Source organism: Duganella aceris (genome assembly GCF_011090165.1).
GTDB classification, from domain to species: Bacteria; Pseudomonadota; Gammaproteobacteria; order Burkholderiales; family Burkholderiaceae_D; genus Rugamonas; species Rugamonas aceris.
On record NZ_JAADJT010000003.1, the window covers coordinates 445560 to 466730 of the forward strand.

Annotated in this window: 21 protein-coding genes; 4 read left to right on the forward strand and 17 right to left on the reverse strand. The window is 63.3% G+C overall.

Going from position 1 to position 21171, the window contains the following annotated elements; all coding sequences use genetic code 11:
• Positions 1–19 precede the first annotated feature (19 nt).
• Positions 20–772, reverse strand: a complete 753-nt coding sequence (locus tag GW587_RS09220) for an SDR family NAD(P)-dependent oxidoreductase (protein ID WP_166101376.1) — start codon at positions 770–772, stop codon at positions 20–22.
• Between the two features lie 119 nt (positions 773–891).
• Between GW587_RS09220 and GW587_RS09225 the strand changes: the two genes are divergently transcribed.
• A complete protein-coding gene (locus tag GW587_RS09225) occupies positions 892–1785 on the forward strand; it encodes a LysR family transcriptional regulator (protein WP_166101378.1) in 894 nt (297 codons plus the stop codon).
• Between the two features lie 117 nt (positions 1786–1902).
• On the forward strand, positions 1903–4254 hold the full coding sequence (locus tag GW587_RS09230; RefSeq protein ID WP_166101381.1) for a TonB-dependent receptor plug domain-containing protein: 2352 nt from the start codon (positions 1903–1905) through the stop codon (positions 4252–4254).
• A gap of 101 nt (positions 4255–4355) precedes the next feature.
• Here the strand turns inward: GW587_RS09230 and GW587_RS09235 are convergent, their stop codons facing one another.
• The 9 genes from GW587_RS09235 to GW587_RS09275 all read right to left on the reverse strand — a co-directional run bounded on the left by GW587_RS09235 (position 4356) and on the right by GW587_RS09275 (position 12700).
• Positions 4356–5942, reverse strand: coding sequence for a methyl-accepting chemotaxis protein (locus GW587_RS09235; RefSeq protein WP_166101384.1), 1587 nt, complete (start codon positions 5940–5942; stop codon positions 4356–4358).
• Between the two features lie 97 nt (positions 5943–6039).
• Positions 6040–6972: a CysB family HTH-type transcriptional regulator gene (locus tag GW587_RS09240; protein WP_166101387.1), complete on the reverse strand. Its 933-nt coding sequence runs from the start codon at positions 6970–6972 to the stop codon at positions 6040–6042.
• Positions 6969–8039, reverse strand: coding sequence for a sulfate/molybdate ABC transporter ATP-binding protein (locus tag GW587_RS09245; protein WP_166101390.1), 1071 nt, complete (start codon positions 8037–8039; stop codon positions 6969–6971). The genes GW587_RS09240 and GW587_RS09245 overlap by 4 nt, the downstream gene beginning before the upstream one ends.
• A 4-nt stretch (positions 8040–8043) precedes the next feature.
• Positions 8044–8934, reverse strand: a complete 891-nt coding sequence (gene cysW / locus GW587_RS09250) for a sulfate ABC transporter permease subunit CysW (RefSeq protein ID WP_166101393.1) — start codon at positions 8932–8934, stop codon at positions 8044–8046.
• Positions 8931–9803: a sulfate ABC transporter permease subunit CysT gene (cysT, locus tag GW587_RS09255; protein ID WP_166101395.1), complete on the reverse strand. Its 873-nt coding sequence runs from the start codon at positions 9801–9803 to the stop codon at positions 8931–8933. The genes cysW and cysT overlap by 4 nt, the downstream gene beginning before the upstream one ends.
• 178 nt (positions 9804–9981) lie before the next feature.
• Positions 9982–10620, reverse strand: a complete 639-nt coding sequence (locus GW587_RS09260; protein ID WP_166101655.1) for a peroxiredoxin — start codon at positions 10618–10620, stop codon at positions 9982–9984.
• Positions 10621–10654: 34 nt separating this feature from the next.
• Positions 10655–11212 carry an RBBP9/YdeN family alpha/beta hydrolase gene (locus tag GW587_RS09265; protein ID WP_166101398.1) on the reverse strand — a complete coding sequence of 186 codons (558 nt, stop codon included), beginning with the start codon at positions 11210–11212 and terminating at the stop codon, positions 10655–10657.
• Positions 11213–11217: 5 nt separating this feature from the next.
• Positions 11218–12219: a sulfate ABC transporter substrate-binding protein gene (locus GW587_RS09270; protein ID WP_166101401.1), complete on the reverse strand. Its 1002-nt coding sequence runs from the start codon at positions 12217–12219 to the stop codon at positions 11218–11220.
• Positions 12220–12316: 97 nt separating this feature from the next.
• Positions 12317–12700 (reverse strand): diacylglycerol kinase, encoded by a 384-nt coding sequence (locus GW587_RS09275; RefSeq protein WP_166101404.1) that lies wholly within the window; start codon positions 12698–12700, stop codon positions 12317–12319.
• Between the two features lie 103 nt (positions 12701–12803).
• On the opposite strand from GW587_RS09275, the gene GW587_RS09280 reads away from it, so the two are divergent.
• Positions 12804–13583, forward strand: a complete 780-nt coding sequence (locus GW587_RS09280) for an IclR family transcriptional regulator (RefSeq protein WP_166101406.1) — start codon at positions 12804–12806, stop codon at positions 13581–13583.
• On the opposite strand, the gene pbpG is transcribed toward GW587_RS09280, so the two are convergent.
• The 3 genes from pbpG to GW587_RS09295 all read right to left on the reverse strand — a co-directional run bounded on the left by pbpG (position 13565) and on the right by GW587_RS09295 (position 16392).
• Positions 13565–14635 carry a D-alanyl-D-alanine endopeptidase gene (pbpG, locus tag GW587_RS09285; protein WP_166101408.1) on the reverse strand — a complete coding sequence of 357 codons (1071 nt, stop codon included), beginning with the start codon at positions 14633–14635 and terminating at the stop codon, positions 13565–13567. The two genes, GW587_RS09280 and pbpG, sit on opposite strands and share 19 nt — an antisense overlap.
• 141 nt (positions 14636–14776) lie before the next feature.
• On the reverse strand, positions 14777–15472 hold the full coding sequence (locus GW587_RS09290) for a nitroreductase (protein ID WP_166101658.1): 696 nt from the start codon (positions 15470–15472) through the stop codon (positions 14777–14779).
• An 11-nt stretch (positions 15473–15483) separates the two neighbouring features.
• On the reverse strand, positions 15484–16392 hold the full coding sequence (locus GW587_RS09295; protein ID WP_166101411.1) for a DMT family transporter: 909 nt from the start codon (positions 16390–16392) through the stop codon (positions 15484–15486).
• A gap of 301 nt (positions 16393–16693) precedes the next feature.
• Here GW587_RS09295 and phaP point away from each other — a divergent pair, with 301 nt between their 5' ends.
• Entirely contained in the window at positions 16694–17251 is a 558-nt protein-coding gene (gene phaP, locus GW587_RS09300; protein ID WP_166101413.1) for a TIGR01841 family phasin, read from the forward strand.
• A gap of 73 nt (positions 17252–17324) precedes the next feature.
• On the opposite strand, the gene GW587_RS09305 is transcribed toward phaP, so the two are convergent.
• From GW587_RS09305 to GW587_RS09320, 4 genes are read right to left on the reverse strand one after another with little or no spacing between them, the layout of a single operon-like run.
• A complete protein-coding gene (locus GW587_RS09305) occupies positions 17325–18047 on the reverse strand; it encodes an ABC transporter ATP-binding protein (RefSeq protein ID WP_166101415.1) in 723 nt (240 codons plus the stop codon).
• Positions 18047–18817 carry an ABC transporter ATP-binding protein gene (locus tag GW587_RS09310; RefSeq protein WP_166101417.1) on the reverse strand — a complete coding sequence of 257 codons (771 nt, stop codon included), beginning with the start codon at positions 18815–18817 and terminating at the stop codon, positions 18047–18049. The genes GW587_RS09305 and GW587_RS09310 overlap by 1 nt, the downstream gene beginning before the upstream one ends.
• A gap of 11 nt (positions 18818–18828) precedes the next feature.
• A complete protein-coding gene (locus GW587_RS09315; RefSeq protein WP_166101419.1) occupies positions 18829–20046 on the reverse strand; it encodes an ABC transporter permease subunit in 1218 nt (405 codons plus the stop codon).
• A 10-nt stretch (positions 20047–20056) separates the two neighbouring features.
• On the reverse strand, positions 20057–20986 hold the full coding sequence (locus GW587_RS09320; RefSeq protein WP_166101421.1) for a branched-chain amino acid ABC transporter permease: 930 nt from the start codon (positions 20984–20986) through the stop codon (positions 20057–20059).
• Positions 20987–21171 lie beyond the last annotated feature (185 nt).

Below are 21171 nucleotides of genomic sequence, written 5' to 3' on the forward strand. Positions count from 1 at the left end.
TTTAGCTCTGACCCCGGAGTTATCGCCAGCCGCCGGCCGCGTCGAGCAGCGAGCCGGTGATCCAGCCGGCGTCGTCGGAGGCCAGGAAGGCCACCGCCTTGGCGATGTCGGCCGCCTCACCCAGCCGGCCCAGCGGCGTCAGGCCGACGATCATCTGCGAGAAGTCGCCGTGCAGGCCGGCGCTGGCGAAACCTTCGGTGGCGGTCGCGCCCGGATTGACCGCGTTGACGCGGATCTTGCGCGGCCCCAGCTCCTTGGCCAGGCTGCGCGTGATGGTGTTGACCGCGCCCTTGGTCGACGCGTACACGGCGGCCCCGCCCGGCGGCAACTCGCCGACCACCGAGCCGATATTGACGATGCTGCCGCCTTCGGCCGGGAACGCCGCCGCGGCCGCCTGGCTCGCCAGCAGCAGGCCGGTGACGTTGACGTCGAACATGGCGCGCACGCCTTCCGCCGTCACCGACTCCAACGGACCGAACGCGTACACGCCCGCATTGTTGACCAGGATGTCGAGCCGGCCGTAGGCCGTGTGCGCCGCCGCGACCAGCCGCTCCACATCCGCCGCCAGCGCCACACTGCCCCGGACCGCGATCGCCTTGCCGCCGGCGACGATGATCTCGGCCACCACCTTGGCCGCGTCCTGCTCGCTCGACGCGTAGTTGACCACCACCGCCGCGCCCTGCGCCGCCAGCTCCTTGGCGATGCCCGCGCCGATGCCCTTGGATGCACCGGTGACCAGTGCGACTTTTCCCGCCAGTTTTTGTTGCGACATGATGATTTCCTCTTGAAGTGGCCGGCGACACGCTGGCCTCGAAGACATCATCACTCATGCATAAATCCTGCGGTAGCCGGCAAATTCGTCTATCATTTATTCAAACCATGGATAAATAAATGCATGATCGCCTGTTCACCCTACGCCTGTTCGTGCGCGTCGCGCGCAAGGGCAGCTTTTCGGCCGCCGGCCGCGAACTCAAGATTCCGCAGCCGACCGTGTCGCGCCTGATCGCCACGTTGGAGCAGGACATCGGCGCGGCGCTGCTGACGCGCACCACCCGCGCCGTGACGCTGACCGAAGCCGGCGCCGACTTCCTGGCCCGCGTCGAACCGGTGCTCGATGCGCTGGACGACGCCGAACACGCCGCGCGCGGCGGCGGCCGGCTGCGCGGCGTGCTGCGCGTGGGCGTGTCCTCCAGCATGGCGATACGCGGCCTGATGCCCCATCTGCAAGCCTTCCTCGACCAGCATCCCGACCTGCGCGTCGAGCTGCTGCTGGACGACCTGCGGCAGAACCTGGTGGCCGAAGGCGTCGACGTCGGCCTGCGCTTCGGTCCGCTGCCCGATTCCAGCGCGACGGCGCAGCGGCTGGGCGCGGCCGAACGCGTGCTCGCCGCCTCGCCCGACTACCTGCGGCGCGCCGGCACGCCGCACACGCCGGCGGAGCTGGCGCAGCATTCCGTCATTGCCGGTCCCGGCCGGCTGGCGCACGCGTGGTCGTTCACCCGGGACGGCAAGACGCTCGCGGTGCGGGTCGACGGCCAGCTGTCCGTGTCCGTCAACGAGGTGTCGACCGCCGCCGCGCTGGCCGGCATCGGCATCGCGTCGATGACCTTGGGCGCCTGCCTGAAGGAGTTGCAGAAAGGCTCGCTGGTGCGCCTGCTTGCGGACTGGAGCATGGGCGACATCGAGCTGCACGCCGTGTTCCCCGCCGGCCGCGCCGCCAAGCCCGCCGCCCGCGCCTTCGCCGACCATGTGGCGAAAAATCTGGGGCATATGCTGATCCAATAGGCCCCGGTCCGCACGCGATATCCAATTCTTGAATATCATTAGACGTAACCATTCGTGGGCAATATGGACGCCCGCTGATAAGATTTTTCCAATCACAACAGTCCCGAGACAAATCACATGCCTTCACGTCCCATCGCCCAGCCCCTGCTGCTCGCCAGCCTGATCGCCACCGTCGTCGTTCCCGCCTTCGCGCAGCAGGCCGCCGACGGCGAGCTGCAATCCGTGGTCGTCACCGGCACCTATGCCAAGAACCGCCGCACCATCGATTCCGAATCGCCGGTCGACATCATCGGCGCGCGCGAGCTGCAGGCCAGCGGCTCGACCGAGCTGGCCACCGTGCTCGGCCGCCTGCTGCCGTCGATGAATTTCCCGCGCCCGTCCGGCGCCGACGCCAGCGACGCCGTGCGTCCGGCCCAGCTGCGCGGCCTGTCGCCGGATCAGACGCTGGTGCTGGTCAACGGCAAGCGCCGCCACACCTCGGCGGTGGTCAACGTCAACGGCACCCAGGGACGCGGCTCGGCGCCGGTCGACCTGAACGCGATCCCGCTGTCGGCCATCGACCACATCGAAGTGCTGCGCGACGGCGCGGCGGCCCAGTACGGCTCGGACGCGATCGCCGGCGTGATCAACATCATCCTCAAAAAAGGCGCGAACGGCGGCGAGGTCGAAGTCGGCTTCGGCGAGTACCAGGAGCGCGACGGCAAGCAGAAAACCCTGCGCGGCTCGACCGGCTTCAGCCTCGGCGACGACGGCTGGGTGCGGGTCGCCATCGAGGCCGCCGACCGCGATCCGACCAACCGTGCCGGCGCCGATTTCCGCACCCCGACCGAACCGCGCTACGGCCGCGTCAACCAGCGCTTCGGCGATCCGGAGACCAAGCCGCGCACACTGTTCGTCAACAGCCAGTACCGCATCAACGACAACGTCGACTGGTACGCCTTCGCCAACTACGGGCGGCGCGAGACCGAGGCCGCCGCCACCTGGCGCACCTCCGGCCGCACGCCGCTGTTCCCGGAAGGCTTCCTGCCGCTGGAGAACAGCACCTCGACCGACGCCACGCTGGTCACCGGACTGCGCGGCGAAGTGTCCGGCTGGCGTTGGGACGCCAGCCTCAACTACGGCCAGAACGAATTCAAGCTGGACCTGGACAATACCGCCAACCTCGACCTCGGCGCCAACAGCCCGACCCATTTCTACGCGGGCAAGCTGAGCAACAAGCAGGCGCTGTTCAACTTCGACGTCGCGCGCGAGTTCCCGGTGGAAGCGTTCAGCGGCCCGCTGACGGTGGCGCTGGGCGTCGAAGCACGGCATGAGAAATACGAGATCGGCGCCGGCGACCTGGCGTCCTACAGCGGCACCGGCGCGCAAGGCTTCTCCGGCTTCCGCCCGATCAACGCCGGCAGCAACAGCCGCCACAACGAATCGATCTACGGCAACCTGGAAGCCGAGATCACCAAGCAGTTCTCGGCCTCGGCCGCGCTGCGCCACGAGCGCTACAGCGATTTCGGCAGCACCACCTCGGCCAAGGGCTCGGCGCGCTATGCCTTCAACGACAAGGTATCGTTGCGCGGCACCGCCTCGTCCGGCTTCCGCGCGCCGTCGCTGGCGCAGCAGTTTTACACCATCACCACCACCAATTTCTCGGTGGTCAACGGCGTCAACACACCGATCGAGACCGGCACCTTCGCGGTCGGCAGCGCAGCGGCGGCGGCCCTGGGCGCGACCCCGCTGAAGGCCGAGAAAGCCCGCAACTACAGCCTCGGCCTGCAACTGCAACCGACGCGCGACTGGACCGCCAGCATCGACGCCTACCGCATCGATATCGACGACCGGGTCGCCTTGTCGGCCAACATGACCTTGTCGCCGGTGCTGCGCAATACGCTGGCGGCGCAAGGCATCCTGGTCGGCGCCGGGCGTTACTTCACCAACGCCATCGACACCCGCACCACCGGCGTCGACATCGTCAGCACCTACCGTTGGGACCTGGCGAGCGCCGGCCGTTATGATTTCACGGCCGCCTACAACCACAACAAGAACACGCTGGAGCACGTCAACGCCAACCCGGCGGTGCTGAGCGCCAACGGCCTGACCTTGATCGACCGCCAGACCATCAACCGCCTGACGGTGGGCTCGCCGAAGGACAAGTTCAGCCTGGCGACCGATTGGACGCTGGGCGCCTGGAACGCGCGCGGCGTGGTGACGCGCTACGGCAGCTTCACGGTGCCGCAGAACAGCGCGGCGCTGGACCAGGTGTACGATCCGCAATGGGTATTGGATTTGTCGGCGGGCGTGAAGCTGAGCAAGAACTGGCGGTTGAGCGTCGGCATCGACAATGTGACCGACCGTTATCCGGACCAGGTCACGTCGTTGGGCAACCTCAACAACAACGGCATCAACCCCTACAGCGGCTTCGCCCCGAACGGCTTCAACGGCCGCTACTACTACGCCAAGGCCGGCTACAGCTGGTGACCTAAAACTCCGGGGTCAGAGCTAAAAACTGGACACGGGCTCTACCGTAGCGGCCGCTACGGTAGAGCCCGTGTCCAGTTTTTAGCTCTGACCCCGGAGTACTAGGACATGGCGAGTTGGCGTTGCGGTGCGCCGGCCAGCTTGAATACGCTGACCGCGCGCGCCAGCAAGTCCGCCTGGTCGCGCATGCTTTGCGCGGCGGCGGCGGCTTCCTCCACCAGCGCGGCGTTCTGCTGTGTTACGTCGTCGATCGAGACGATCGCTTGATTGACCTGCTCGATCCCCGCGCTCTGTTCGCTGCTGGCGGCGCTGATCGCGCTCATGATGTCGGCCACCTGCCGCACCGCCTTGACGATGCCGTTCATCGTCGCGCCGGCTTCGTCCACCAGCGCCGCGCCGGCGTCGACCGTTTCCACCGAGCGTCCAATCAAGGCCTTGATCTCCTTGGCCGCGCTCGCCGAGCGCTGCGCCAGGTTGCGCACCTCGGACGCGACCACCGCGAAACCCCGCCCCTGCTCGCCCGCCCGCGCCGCTTCCACCGCTGCGTTCAAGGCGAGAATATTGGTCTGGAAGGCGATGCCGTCGATGACGCTGATGATGTCGACGATCTTGCCCGAACTTTCCTTGATCGCGCCCATCGTCGTCACCACCTGCCCCACCACTTCGCCGCCCTTGGTGGCGAACTCCGACGCCGACACCACCAGCTTGGTGGCCTGCTTGGCGTTCTCGGCGTTCTGCGTCACGGTGGAGGTCAACTCTTCCATCGACGACGCCGTCTCCTCCAGACTCGAAGCCTGCTGCTCGGTACGGCTCGACAGATCCAGGTTGCCGCTGGCGATTTGATTCGACGCGGTGGCGATGGTGTCGGTCCCCGAGCGCACCTGACCCACCGTGCGCGCCAGGCTGTCGTTCATGTCGATCAGCGCCCGCAGCAGCTGGCCGGTTTCGTCGGTGCTGTCGCATTCGATGCGCATCGTCAGGTCGCCACCGGCCACCGCCTGCGCCATGCCGACCGCGCGGTTCAGCGGCCGCGTGATGCTGCGCGTGATCCACAGCAGTACCCACGCCGCCAAGCCCGCCGCGACCAGCGTCAACAGCATCATCATGTTGCGCGAACTGGAATAGGATTGCTCGGCGACCGCGCTGGCGTCCTCGATGGCGGCGTTCTGATATTTGACCAGCTCGGTCAGCGAATTCAGGTAGGCGGTCTGCTCTTTGCGGACCGTGCTCAGCAGGTAGGTGACCGATTCGTCGTGCTTGCCGACGTCGCCGGACATGGCCACGAAGGCGGTTTGCACCACCATGTATTTTTCGCGCGCGTCCAGCACGGCTTGCAGTTTGGCTTTGCTTTGCGGGTCGTCGTCGTCGGCGATCAGCACGCCGAGCTTCTCCAGCCGCGCGGCGTTTTCCACCTTGCGTTTGTCGACCCGTTCCATCTCGGCCTTGATGACTTCGGGGTCCTTGGACAGCATGGCGTTGCGCATGGCGCGGGCGATGTCGTTGACGCCGCCTATCGTTTCGTAAGCCAGTATCACCTTCGGCACCTTGTCGCTGGCGAGGTCCTTGGTGTTGTTGTTCAACTTGCCAAGATTGCCGATGCCGATCACGGCGATGCCCACCATGAAGACGATCGACACGCCCAGGCCGGCGGCGAGCCGGGTCCCTATCTTCCAGTTACCGATCCCCATCACGCGCTCCTCAAGAGTGGATGCCGGGAATCAGTATATGGTCATTTAGACATGCCGCTGCGAATAATTTTCACACTGTTTTGCGGCCGCCACAATGTCAGGACATTTCGCCGCCGTTGAGCGCGGCGTCGATGTCGGCGCGGGTCAGGCCCGGCGCGAATTCCTGGATGAAGTGGTAGGCGTACGAGCGCAGGTAGGCTCCCTTGCGCACCGCCAGTCGCGTGGTGTTCTGCGCGAACAGGTGCGACGCTTCCACCGCGCGCATGCCCTTGTCGCGGCCGTGGTCGAAGGCCATCGAGGCGACGATGCCGACGCCCAATCCCAGCGACACGTATTGCTTGATGACGTCCGAATCCATCGCCGTCAGCACGATGTCCGGCTTGACGCCCGCCTGCGCGAACGCGGCGTCGATATGACCGCGTCCGGTGAAGCCGACGTCGTAGGTAATCAGCGGGAACTCGGCCAGGTCTTCCAGCTTGATCGGCGAACGCGCCAGCAGCGGATGGCCGTCCGGCACCACGATCAAGTGGCTCCAGCGGTAGCACGGGAACGACACCAGATCGGGGAACTGCGACAGGCCTTCGGTGGCGATGCCGATGTCGGTCTTGCCGGACAAGATCCATTCGGCGATGTGCTCGGGCGCGCTCTGCTGCAAGGCGATGCGCACCTCGGGATACGCGGCGCGGAAACTCTGCACCACTTTCGGCAAGGCATAGCGCGCCTGGGTGTGCGTCGCCGCCACGCTCAAGGTGCCGCTTTGCTGGCCGGTGTATTCGAGGCTGGCCTGTTGCAGGTTTTCCGCTTCGATCAGCAGGCGGTCGATGATCTTCAGGATACCCTTGCCCGGCTCGGTCATGCCGGTCAGGCGCTTGCCGTTGCGTTCGAAGATCACCACGCCGAGCTCATCCTCCAGCTCGCGGATCTGGCGCGACACGCCCGGCTGCGAGGTGAACAGCGCGTTCGCCACTTCGGTCAGGTTGTAGCCGCGACGGGCCGCTTCGCGGATGGAGCGCAGCTGTTGAAAGTTCATATCGACGCCCCTTGATCCACGAACACCCGCAGGCGCTTGGGACGGACCACCAGCGTCTCGCCCTCCTTCAATTGCAGGCTGCTGAAGCGTTCGTTCGACATCACCGCCTCGATCAGCTCGGAGGTGTCGTCGCGTTCCAGGTCCAGCTGGGCCAGCGGGCCGATCGCGTGCGCGCGGCGCAGCTTGACCACGATGCCTTCGGCGCCCGGCGTGTAGCGTTCGATGTCCAGGTCGTGCGGACGCACGTAGGCCGTGCCCTTGCCGTCGGCGCTCGGCTGGCCCGGCACCTCGAAGCTGGCGGCGCCGCTGGCCAGCACGCCGTCCTGCACGCGGCCATGGAACATGTTGACGTTGCCGAGGAAACCGTAGACGAACGGCGAAGCCGGATGGTTGTACACCTCGTCCGGCGCGCCGATCTGCTCGACGTTACCCTTGTTCATCAGCACCACCTGGTCGGCCACTTCCAGCGCCTCTTCCTGGTCGTGGGTGACGAAGATCGAGGTCACGTGCAGGTCGTCGTGCAGGCGGCGCAGCCAGCGGCGCAGTTCCTTGCGCACCTTGGCGTCCAGCGCGCCGAACGGTTCGTCCAGCAACAGCACGCGCGGTTCGACCGCGAGCGCGCGCGCCAGCGCGATACGCTGCCGCTGGCCGCCCGACAGTTGCGGCGGATAGCGGTCGGCCAGCCAGTCCAGCTGCACCAGCTCCAGCAAGTCCTTGACCTTGCGCCGGATCTGCTCTTCCGACGGACGCTCGGCGCGCGGCTTGACGCGCAGGCCGAAGGCGACGTTCTCGAATACGGTCATGTGCTTGAACAGCGCGTAGTGCTGGAACACGAAGCCGACCTGGCGCTCGCGCACGTGGCGGTTCGAGGCGTCGTTCGAATCGAGGATCACCTGGCCCGAGTCCGGATGCTCCAGGCCGGCGATGATGCGCAGCAGCGTGGTCTTACCGCAGCCCGACGGCCCCAGCAGCGCGGTCAGCTCGCCTTGCGGGAACTGCAGCGACACGTTGTTGAGGGCGACGAAATCGCCGAAACGCTTGTTGATGTTTTTAACTTCGATCGTCATGGTATTACTCCGTAGTGCGCACGTCGTCGGCGATGGATTCATTCAAGCGCCAGGCGATAAAGGATTTCAGGGCCAGGGTCACCAGCGCCAGCAGGGCCAGCAGGGACGCCACGGCGAAGGCCGCCGCAAAGTTGTATTCGTTGTAGAGGATCTCGACCTGCAGCGGCATGGTGTTGGTCTCGCCGCGGATGTGGCCGGACACCACCGACACCGCGCCGAATTCGCCCATGGCGCGGGCGTTGCACAGAATCACGCCGTACAGCAGGCCCCACTTGATGTTCGGCAGCGTCACGCGGCGGAAGGTGTCCCAGCCGGACGCGCCCAGCACGATGGCGGCCTCTTCCTCTTCGCTGCCCTGCGCCTGCATCAGCGGGATCAGCTCGCGCGCGACGAAAGGGAAGGTGACAAAGATGGTGGCCAGCACGATGCCCGGCACCGCGAACAGGATCTTGATGTCGTGCTCCATCAGCCACGGACCGAACCAGCCCTGCGCGCCGAACAGCAGCACGTAGATCAGGCCGGAGATCACCGGCGACACCGAGAACGGCAGGTCGATCAGCGTCAGCAGGATGCTCTTGCCGCGGAATTCGAACTTGGCGATGCACCAGGACGCGGCCACGCCGAACACCAGGTTCAGCGGCACGGCGATGACGGCGGTGATCAGGGTCAGCTTGATGGCCGAGATCGCGTCCTCCTCGACGATGGCGGACACATAGGCTTCCCAGCCCTTCTTGAACGCTTCGACGAACACCGCGACCAGCGGCACGAACAGGAACAGGGTCAGGAAGGTCAGCGCGACCGCGATCAGCGCGATCCGCACCCAGGCCGGCTCCAGCGTCTTCGGCGCGGACGGCAGTTCGCCGCGACGGACGGGGGTTGCAGGAATTCCACTCATTTCTTACCCGACTTTCCGCGAGCCCAGGCTTGCAACAGGTTGATGGACAACAGCATCAGGAACGAGGCCACCAGCATCACCACCGCGATCGCGGTGGCGCCGGCGTAGTCGTACTGTTCCAGCTTGGTGATGATGAACAGCGGCGTGATTTCCGACACCATCGGCATATTGCCGGCGATGAAGATCACCGAACCGTATTCGCCGGTGGCGCGCGCGAAGGCCAGCGCGAAGCCGGTCATCAGCGACGGCAGGATGGTCGGGAACACCACGCGGCTGAAGGTCTGGAAAGCGTTGGCGCCCAGGCTGGCGGCGGCCTCTTCCAGTTCACGCTCGGCGTCCTCCAGCACCGGCTGCACCGTGCGCACCACGAACGGCAGGCCGATGAAGGTCAGCGCGATGACGATGCCCAGCGGCGTGAACGCGACCTTGATGCCCAGCGTGCCTTCAAGGAAGCGGCCGAACCAGCCGTTGGCCGAATACAGCGCGGTCAGCGTGATGCCGGCGACGGCGGTCGGCAGCGCGAACGGCAGGTCGACCAGCGCGTCGACGATGCGCTTGCCGGGAAATTCATAGCGCACCAGCACCCAGGCCACGATGCCGCCGAAAACGACATTGATCGAGGCGCCGATCAGCGAGGCGCCGAAGGTCAGCTTATAGGAGGCGATCACGCGCGCCGAGGTGACGGCGGCCCAGAACGCGTCCCAGGTCAGCGTGAAGGTCTTCAGGAACACCGCCGACAGCGGAATCAGGACGATCAGCGTCAGGTAGAAAATGGTGAACCCCAGCGATAGCCGGAAACCCGGCATCACACGGTACGGTGCGCCCTTGGCGGCGGGCGCCGCGCCGGAGGCTGCGAGAACTGCGGACATGAATGCTCCCTTATTACAAATTCTTCTATAAGGGCTGCATAATCTCATCCAGGCGTCATATTACAAACGAAGCATTTCTCATTTGATTAGATCGATAAGCTATATACGATTTTTAACCCGCAAAGCAAAAAGGGTCAGACCCCGTACGGGGTCTGACCCTATAGACGCGGCGGCCGCGTTACTTATTCGGTTGCGGGGTAACGCGCAGATAAGGCTTGGCGGCGGTAAAACCCTTAGGATATTTCTGCTTGATCACCTCCGGATCCTGCACCGTCAACGGGATGATGACATCATCGCCATCCTTCCAGTTGCCCGGCGTAGCCACGGTATGAGCGTCGGTCAATTGCAGCGCATCGATCACGCGCAGCACCTCGTCGAAGTTGCGGCCGGTGCTCATCGGATAAGTGATGCTCAGACGAACCTTCTTGTTCGGATCGATGACAAACAACGTGCGCACGGTGGCGGTGACCGACGCGTTCGGGTGAATCATGTCATACAGCGTCGACACCTTGCGGTCCGCATCGGCGATGATCGGGAAGCCAACCACGGTGTTCTGGGTTTCCTCGATATCCTTGATCCAGCTTTGATGCGATTCAGCCGGATCCACCGACAGCGCGATCGCCTTGACGTTGCGCTTGTCGAATTCAGGCTTCAGCTTGGCGGTCAAGCCCAGCTCGGTGGTGCACACCGGCGTGAAATCGGCCGGATGCGAAAACAGCACCACCCACGAATTGCCAGCCCACTCGTGGAAATGCAGTTTGCCGATGGAAGAGTCTTGTTCAAAATCAGGGGCGGTATCGCCGAGTCGTATCGTCATCATGGTCTCCGGAAGTGGGGAAAGGCAGCGGCATTCAACCTGCCGTCAGCGCGCTATTTTGCACCTTTTCTGCTAAAAAATACAATGTTTCGAGCCCCTCGGGCCAATCGCCCAGGCCCGATTCGGCGTTGATATGGCCGAGCGCGCCGCCGTTGATGAAGCGGCTGCCCCAGCGTTGCGCCCACAGTTCGGCGCGCGGCGCGGCCATCCAGGGATCGTCGGTGCTGCCCACCATGATGCTCGGCACCGGCAGCGTCTGCTGCGGCAGCAGCTCGGCCACACCGAACTTGTCCGGATCGGCCGGCGCCACCAGCAGCACCCCGGCGACGCCGGCCGCATCGCGCGCCAGGCTGTGCACCGTGGCCAGGCCGCCGAAGCTGTGCGCCACGATCAGCGTCGGCCGGCGGTCGCGTTGCCGCACTTCGTCGACGCGGGCCGACCAGCGCGCCAGGTCCGGCGCTTCCCAGTCGTCCTGCTCGATCCGCTCGAAGGCGGGGAACAGGCGCTGCCAGCGGCTCTGCCAGTGCTCCGGGCCGCTGTCATGCAGACCGGGAGCGAGCAATACGCGAAACTGGCCGAGCGCGCCGTTCATCGTGCTTACTTCGGCGCGTAGATCTGGTCGAACAGGCCACCGTCGGCGAAGTGGGTCTTCTGCGCCTTGGTCCAGTCGCCGGCGACGTCGGCCAGCGTGAACAGCTTCACGTTGGGGAACTGCGCCGCATATTTCTTCGCCGCCTTGGCGGTGGCCGGACGGTAGTAGTTCTTGGCGATGATGTCCTGCGCTTCGTCGGTGTAGAGGAAGTTCAGGTAGGCCTCGGACACCTTGCGGGTGCCGCGCTTGTCGACCACTTTATCCACCACGGCGACCGGCGGTTCCGCCAGGATCGAGACCGAAGGCGCGACGATGTCGAACTTGGTCGGACCCAGTTCCTTGATCGCCAGCAGCGCTTCGTTTTCCCACGCGATCAGCACGTCGCCGATGCCGCGCTCGACGAAGGTGGTGGTGGCGCCGCGTGCGCCGGAATCCAGCACCGGCACGTTCTTGTACAGCTTGGTCAGGAAGTCCTTGGCGGTGGCTTCGCTGCCGCCCGGCTGGCGCAGCGCGTAGCCGTAGGCGGCAAGGTGGTTCCAGCGGGCGCCGCCGGAGGTTTTCGGATTCGGGGTGATGACGGCCACGCCCGGCTTGACCAGGTCGTTCCAGTCCTTGATGCCTTTAGGATTGCCCTTGCGGACCAGGAACACGATGGTCGAGGTGTACGGGGTGCTGTTGTGCGGCAGTTTTTTCTGCCAGTCCGGCGCCAGCAGCTTGTGCTCGGCGATGGCGTCGATGTCGTAGGCCAGCGCCAGCGACACCACGTCCGCTTCCAGCCCATCGATCACGGCGCGGCCTTGTTTGCCGGAACCGCCGTGCGATTGCTTGATCTTCAGCGTGTCGCCGGTCTTGGCTTTCCATTCCTTGGCGAAAGCGGTGTTGACGTCCTGATACAGTTCACGCGTAGGGTCATACGAGACGTTCAGCAGCGAAATGTCCGCCGCCAGCGCGGGAGCGACGGCGGAGACGGCCAGGATGGCGGCGGCGATAATTTTTTTGGACAACATCTGATTCCCCTATTTGTGAAGGTCTCCAGATTAATCCGCTTCTTTATAAAGGAGAACTAAGTTTTTGGAAATTCTATATACCAAAACCTTATATAGCTCAGTAGAAGCGATTGAACAGCACCACCGCCCACGTGGCCGCCGCCAGCAGGCAGGCCAGCAGCACGGCGGCGCTGCCGAAATCCTTGGCGTTCTTGGATAAGGGATGGCGCTCCAGCGAGATCCGGTCCACCACCGCTTCGATGGCGGAATTGATCAATTCCACGATCAATACCAGCGTCAACACGCCGATCAGCACCAGCTTCTCGAAGGCGGAGACCTTCAGCAGCATCGCCACGACGGCGCCGACCACGAACAACCCCAACTCCTGGCGGAACGCATGCTCGTGTTTCCACGCCGCCCGCAGGCCGTCGATGGAATAGAAAAAAGCCGAAAAAATCCGTTTCAGGCCGCTCTTGCTCTTGAATTCGCTGACTGGTTCCATGATTGAGCTAAAAATAACAATGGCGTATTATGCATGCAATTCCGATTTTTTCCACATTATGGTATAAAGTGAGTATCGAATACTGCACTGCACCAACCACATCATGAAAATCGAACCCGTTCCCGAGCAAAAGACCACTATCCAAGTGATCGAGCGCATGGTGGCGCTGCTCGATGCGCTGGCCAAATATCCCGATCCCGTGAGCCTGAAGGAACTGTCCAAGGTCTCCGGCCTGCACCCGTCGACCGCGCACCGCATCCTCAACGACATGGTGCTGACGCGCTTCGTCGACCGCATCGAGCCGGGCACCTACCGGCTCGGCATGCGCCTGCTGGAACTGGGCAATGTGGTCAAGAGCCGGCTGTCGGTGCGCGAGGCTGCGCTGGATTTCATGCGTGCACTGCACAAAAAGACCCAGCAGACCATCAACCTGTCGGTGCGCCAGGGCGACGAGATCGTCTACATCGACCGCGCGTTCTCGGAGCGTTCCGGGATGCAGGTGGTGCGCGCCATCGGCGGCCGCGGCCCGCTGCACCTGACGTCGACCGGCAAGTTGTTCCTGTCGGTGGACGAGCCGAAAGCCATCCGCGCCTACGCCACGCGCACCGGCCTCGCCGGGCACAACAAGAATTCGATCACGGATCTGGGCAAGCTGGAGCGCGAGCTCAGCCTGGTGAAGTCGCGCGGCTATTCGCGCGACAACGAGGAATTGGAATTGGGAGTGCGCTGCATGGCCGCCGGCATCTACGACGACAGCGGCAAGCTGATTGCCGGGCTGTCGATCTCGGCGCCGGCCGACCGTCTGCAGGAAGAGTGGCTGGAAGACCTGGTGCAGACCGCAAGCCGGATTTCCGCCACCCTCGGTTACATCCCGGTGGTGTAAGCCGGCGCGCCGTTGCCGAAGCCGGCCGGCTTCAGCGCTTCCAGCCATTTGCGCATGCGGCCCGCGTCGGCGGTCCGCGACTGCTTGCCCTTGGAATCCAGGAACACCATGATCACCGAGCGGCCTTCGATCACGGCCTGCATCATCAGGCAGCGGCCCGCTTCGTTGATGAAGCCGGTTTTCTGCAGGCCGATGGCCCAGTCAGGACTGGCCACCAGATGGTTGGTGGTGCCGAACTGCATCGGACGGCCGTTCGGCGTTTCGATCATCGCCTTGGCGTCGGTCGAGAACTGGCGCAGCATCGGCTGCTGATACGCCGCCATCGCCAGCTTGGCCAGGTCGCGCGCGCTGGCCACATTCATTTTCGACAAACCGCTGGAATCGACGTAGTGGGTGTCGGTCATGCCCAGTTCGCGCGCCTTGGCGTTCATCGCTTCGACAAACGCCGGCTTGCCGCCCGGGTAGTTGCGGCCCAGCGCCGAGGCGGCGCGGTTTTCCGAGCTCATCAGCGCGACGTGCAGCATGTTGGCGCGGGTCAGCTTGGCGCCGACCTTCAGCCGCGAGCTGCTGAATTTTTCGCGGTCGACATCCTCGTCGGTCACGGTCAGCACTTCATCCATGTCCTGCTTGGCTTCGACCACCACCAGCCCGGTCATCATCTTGGTGATCGAAGCGATCGGCAAGGCGACGTTGGAATTCTTTTCGAACAGGACTTCCGAGTTGGCCTGGTCCAGCACCAGCGCCACGTTGGAGGCGAGATCGAGCGGATCGCGCGTCAGGTTCAGGCCGGCGAGGTCGCCCATCGTCGGCAAGGCCGGCGCGGCGGTGATGACGCGTTGGTACACCACCTTGCGGCGGCCGTTGACCTTGGTGACGCGCTTGACCACGCGGTCGCTGGCGTCCGCCGCCGCGATCCGTATCGGTTGCCGCTTGGCCTTCTTGATTTGCTGCTTTTTCGGCGAGGCGCCGTCGACGCCGGAAACCGGCGCGGCCGTGACGGCGGCGGATGCAAACATCAGCGAAATGAGCGCACTTAACGCTAGTTTATACATTCGGTTCCCCAAAGAAGAAGTCATACAACTCTCGTTGCAGTGTAGCAAAACGCTGAGCTATCGCAAGCAAATTTAACATTGATCGCATCATTGGTTGCGTAAGCGCCATACGCAAAACACAAGCTGGTATTAAACGACAACTTACTCTATAAATTTAACAAATTCTTCGACCGGCATCCGCTCCGTGATCAAAGTATTCTCGATTTTTGTCATATCCGCCACGCCGAGCGCCATGCCGCAGACCACGGTTTCATTCTCAGGCAGGCCGAGCACCTCGCCGATTACCTGATGGTATTGCGTGAAGGCCGCCTGCGGGCAGGTATCCAGCCCGCGCCCGCGCGCCGCCACCATGATGTTCTGCAAAAACATGCCGTAGTCCAGCCAGGAGCCCTGCTCCATGATGCGGTCGATGGTGAAGATCAGCCCCACCGGGGCGCCGAAAAATTCGTAGTTGCGGCCGTGCTGGGCCGCCATGCCGGCCTTGTTGTCGCGCGTCAGGCCCAGCAGCGCGTATAAATCCCAGCCGACCTTGCGCCGGCGTTCGATGAACGGCGAGACCCATACACTCGGGTAATAGGCGTATTCTTCCTTGTGCAGTTTGGCCTGCTCTGGATCATTATGTATGGCCAAAATCGCAGAAGACAACGCCCGCTTGCGCTCGCCCTGCAAAACATAGACTTTCCACGGCTGGGTATTGGTGCCGGACGGCGCGCGCGCCGCCACCTGCAGGATCTGCGCGATGTCCTCCGCCGCCACCGGCGTCGGCAGATAGGCGCGGATCGAGCGGCGCGAAGTGATCGCGCTGTCGACGGCCTGCTGATCGGGAGTGGAAATCAATGCATCCTCGCTCATTTGGTTTTCTTCACCACAAATATCACGCCGGTCACCGCCAGCACCATGCCCGCTATGCCGAGGGCGTTGAACGCTTCGCCGAACATCAGCCAGGCCATCACGGCGGTGGTCGGCGGCGTCAGATACAGCAAGCTGGTGACCTGCGTGGCGTCGCTGCGGCGGATCAAGGCGAACAACAGGAAAATCGCGCCGATCGACAGGCCCAGCACCGACCACAGCAATGCACCGATAAAGCGCAGCGTCCACTGCACCGCAGCAAAATCCGGGCCCAGCCCTTCAAACAGTATCGCCAGCGGCAACACCAGCACGATGGACGCGGTGAACTGGATCACTGTGCCCGTGCGCAAGTCGAATTGCGGGCAATAACGTTTCTGGTACAGCGTCCCGGCCGTGATCGATAACAGTGCAAGCACGCACAACAGAATGGCATCGGCCGACAAGCCGACCAGCTTGATCTTGGCGGCCACCACCAGCGCCACCCCTCCCAGCCCGAACAGCAATCCAAGCCATTGTCGCGGCAGCACTTTCTCCCCGATCAATGGCGCGGCGAACGCGGTCAGGATCGGCTGCATACCGACGATCAGCGCCGACAGCCCGGCCGGCATGCCCAGCTTGATGGCGCACCAGACGCCGATCAGGTAACCGCCCTGCACCAACAGTCCGGCCAGCGCGATCTGGCGGATCTTTCCGTGTGGCCAGGGCGCCTTCAGCAGCAGCACGGCCGGCACCAGGAACACCAGCACGCCAAGGAAGCGCAGCAGCAGGAAGGTCAGCGGCGGCGCGTACGGCAGGCCGAACTTGGCGACGATGAAGCCGCTGCTCCACAACACCACGAAAAACAGCGGCATCGGCGACAAAAAAGTGGCATGCCGGGGGGCGGCAACGGCGATCGGGGTATCGGGCATGTCGTCTGACTATCGGACTGCAAGGAAATCGGCGCCGATGTCAGGCGCCGATTCGGAGGGCTTGAGTCTATCACGGCTGGCGCTTTCCCATCAGCGGTGCGGCTATTTCCCTAACGCATGACAACATCGCATGCTTTGATGCAACGCACAAAAAATCGCTTGACTTAATTTTTTAAGGCCGTAAAATCGAGTTTGTTGCGTTGCACAATTTGTTGATCGGTCTGAAACGAGGATGTTTGTTTCTCACCGACGGTAGAAACAGCACTATTCATTCAATGACTATTTTCCTGGAGATTTATACATGTTTTCGATCCCTGAGCAATTTTCCAATGCGACCAAAGCCAACTTTGAAGCCCAGTTCGCTATCTTCTCGGCCCTGACCAACAAAGCGTTTGAAGGCGTGGAGAAATTCGTCGACCTGAACCTGACCGCTGCCAAGGCATCGCTGGAAGAATCGTCGGCCACCACCAAGCAACTGCTGTCGGCCAAAGACCCGCAAGAATTCTTCTCGCTGGCCAGTGCTCAGGCTCAGCCAAACGCGGAAAAAACCATTGCTTATGGCCGTCACCTGGCGAGCATCGCTTCGAGCACCAGCGCTGAATTCAGCAAAGCCGCTGAAACCCAGATCGCTGAAACCAACCGCAAAGTGATTTCGCTGGTTGAAGAAGTGAGCAAAAACGCACCGGCCGGCAGCGAAAACGCGGTCGCCATGTTGAAATCGGCAATCGGCAACGCCAACGCGGGTTACGAGCAATTCACCCGCACCGCCAAGCAAGCCGCTGAATCGATTGAAAGCAACCTGACGTCGGCAGTGAGCCAATTCACCGCCGCCGGCGCCAAGTTCGCACCAAAGAAATAAGATGGAATAAGCCGGCGCGCCAGCGCGCCGGCCTCCATGGTAAAAAGCCCCGGTCACGTGCCGGGGCTTTTTTTTATTCGCCGAGGTAGGCGGCTTTGACGCGGGGATCGTCCAGCATGTCCTGGGCGTTGCCGCCCATGGTGATATTGCCGGAATCCATGACATAACCGCGATGCGCGGCTTGCAGGGCGAGCTTCGCATTCTGCTCCACCAGCAGTATGGTGATGCCCTCTTTCGAGACATTGCGGATCACCTCGAAAATCTTTTCCACCATAATCGGCGACAAGCCCATCGACGGCTCATCCAATAACAGCAGATTAGGATGCGACATCAACGCGCGCGCCATCGCCAGCATTTGCTGCTCGCCGCCGGACAAGGTGCCGGCCATCTGCGCCGAGCGTTCCTTCAACCGCGGGAAGACATCGAACCATTTGGCGATATCCGCATCGATGCCGGCTTTATCGTTGCGCGTGTAAGCGCCCATCATCAGATTCTCGTGAATCGACATGCGGGTGAATACGCCGCGGCCTTCCGGCACCATCGCGAGTTTCTTCTCAACCAGATGGAAGGACTTGCTGCCTTTTAAAGATTCACCCTGGTAGGTGATCGTGCCCTCGACTTTGCAAGGCGGCAGCGTGCCGGTGATGGCTTTCAAAGTCGTGGTCTTGCCGGCGCCGTTGGCGCCGATCAGCGCGATCAGCTCGCCCTTGTTCACTTCCAGATCGATACCCTTGACGGCCTTGATGCCGCCGTACGCGACTTTCAGTCCCGATACTTTAAGAACGTTGTCGCTCATTAGTGCGATCCTCCCAGATAGGCTTCAATCACAGCCTTATTGCTTTGTATTTCCGCCGGCAGGCCCTCCGCGATCGGCTTGCCGTATTCCAGCACCATCAGACGGTCGCACAGGCTCATCATCATCTTGACGTCGTGCTCGATCAGCAGCACGGTCTTGCCCTGCTCCTTGATCTTGACCAGCAACTCCTTCAGCGCCAGCTTCTCGGTGGCGTTCATGCCGGCGGCCGGCTCGTCCAGCGCCAGCAGCTGCGGATCGGTGGCCAGCGCGCGCGCGATCTCCAACCGGCGCTGATCGCCGTAGGACAGGAATTTCGAGGTGCGGTTGGCGAATTTGCCGATGCCGACGAAGTCCAGCAGCTCCTGCGAGCGCTTGCGGATCGCCGCCTCCTCCTCGCGCGCCGCCTTGTGGCGGAACACGGCGCCGAACACGCCTTGGTGCGAGCGCACGTGGCGGCCGACCATGACGTTCTCCAGCGCGGTCATCTCGCCGAACAGGCGGATGTTCTGGAAGGTGCGGGCGATGCCGGCCTTGGCCACCTCATGCGGCGCGGACGGCGAATACGGCTTGCCGCCCAGCTCGAAGGTGCCGGTGTCCGGCTGGTACAGGCCGGTGATGACGTTGAAGAAGGTGGTCTTGCCGGCGCCGTTCGGGCCGATCAGGCCGTAGATCTGGCCCTTCATGATCTTGATGCTGACATCGGTCAGCGCCTGCAAGCCGCCGAAGCGCTTGTTGACGCCGGCGATGTGGAGAATTACTTGTTCGCTCATTTCTGCTTTCCTCAGGCCGCCACGGTGCCGGACGATTGATCTTTGGTGTCGGAGTCGCCGTCGGGACGGTCTTCATGCTTCGGCGCTGGCCACAGGCCGGCCGGACGATTCAGCATGATCAGCACCATCGCCAGGCCGTACAGCAGCTGGCGCAGCACTTCGGCTTCGATCAGCACGTGGCCGAACAGTTTCTCCTGCAGCGGTTCCACCACGTGGCGCAGGATCTCCGGCAAGGCCGCCAGCAGCGCGCCGCCCATGATCACGCCCGGGATGTGGCCGATGCCGCCCAGCACCACCATCGCCAGCACGGCGATCGATTCGGTCAGCGAGAACGATTCCGGCGACACGAAGCCCTGGAACGAGGCGAACATCGCGCCGGCGACACCGCCGAACGAGGCGCCCATCGTGAACGCCAGCAGCTTGACGTTGCGGGTGTTGATGCCCATCGCCTTGGCGGCGATCTCGTCTTCGCGGATCGCGACCCAGGCGCGGCCCAGGCGCGAGTGTTGCAGGCGCGAGGTGACGAACACCACCGCGATGCACAGCAGCAGGAACAGGAAATAGTAGGCGTTCACCGACGGCATCGAGAAACCGCCGACCACGACGTTGGCGCGCGAGCCGGCCTCGCCGGCCAGGTTGACGCCGAACACGCGGATCGGATCGATCAGGTTGATGCCCTGCGGACCGTTGGTGAAGTTGATCGGCTCGTTCAGGTTGTTCATGAAGATGCGGATGATCTCGCCGAAGCCCAGGGTCACGATGGCCAGGTAGTCGCCGCGCAGCTTCAGCGTCGGCGCGCCCAGCAGCGCGCCGAAGAAGCCGGCCAGCGCCGCCGCCAGCGGCACGATCACCCACACCGACAGGTGGATGCCGTTTTGCTGGATCTCCGGCCCGAACAAGGCCACCAGCGATTCGCCCAGCACCGGATATTGGTTGATGACCGATTCCAGCAAGGTCGCGAACTGCGGCGAGGCCAGCAGGCCGGCCAGGTAGGCGCCCACCGCGTAGAAGGCGATATAGCCCAGGTCGAGCAGGCCGGCGAAGCCGACCACGATGTTCAGGCCCAGCGCCAGCATGATATACAGCAGCGCCATGTCGGCGATGCGCACCCACGAGTTGCCGAACTGCGCAGCGAAGAACGGGAACACCAGCAGCGCGATGAACACCACCGCCATGCTGCTGTAGGCCTTGCGCGGATTGCGGGATACGTCGAAATTCAGAATAGCCATGCTGTCTCCCTTAAGCGCGGTCGGCGACGCGTTCGCCCATGATGCCGGACGGACGGACCGTCAGCACGATGATCAACACCACGAAGGCGAAGATGTCCTGGTAGTGGCTGCCGAGGAAGCCGCCGGTCAGGTCGCCGATGTAGCCGGCGCCCAGGCTTTCGATAATGCCGAGCACGATCCCGCCCAGCATCGCGCCGTAAATGTTGCCGATACCGCCCAGCACCGCCGCGCAGAACGCCTTCAAACCGGGCAGGAAGCCCATCGAGAACTGGATCGACGCGTAGTTGGCGCCCCACATCACGCCGGCCACCGCAGCCAGCGCCGCGCCCAGCGCGAAGGTGGCGATGATGACCTTGTTCGAATCGACGCCCATCAGACCGGCGACGCGGGGATTTTCCGCCGTGGCGCGCATGGCGCGGCCCATCTTGGTTTTTTCCACCAGCAGCACCAGCCCGGCCATCGACACCAGCGCCAGCGCCAGCAGCAGGATCTGCGTCGGCGAGATCAGCGCGCCGCCGATGGCGACCGGTTCCGACGACAACAGCTGCGGGAACGGCAGCGGGTTGCGGCCCCAGATCATCATCGCGAAGGTGTTGAGCAAGGTCGACACGCCGATCGCCGTGATCAGCGGCGCCAGCCGTGGCGCGTTGCGCAGGCGGCGGTAGGCGATGCGTTCGATCAGCACGTTGACGATCATGCAGACCGGGATGGCGCCGCCGATGGCGATCGCCAGCTTGATGTAGCCGGGCATGTCGGGGAAGTGCTGGTTGAGGATGTTGAGGATGGTGAGGCCGGTCATCGCGCCGATCATCAGCACGTCGCCGTGCGCGAAGTTGATCAGGTTGAGGACGCCGTACACCATGGTGTAGCCCAGCGCGACCAGTGCATACATGCTGCCGAGCACCAGCCCATTAATAATTTGTTGGATAAAAGTATCCATTCAGAGTGCCTTTACTATGTGTTATGCCTGCACAGACGATTCAAGTAACAAAAACGGCACCCGGGGAGGGTGTCCCCGTAGTGCCGCCGTTGACTACGCGTTCAAAATGCAAGTTTCGTGCCTGACCGGTGTCCAAGGTCGCCCCAGTTTATAAGCAGAAACGACAACTTTTTAGAGCGAGGCAA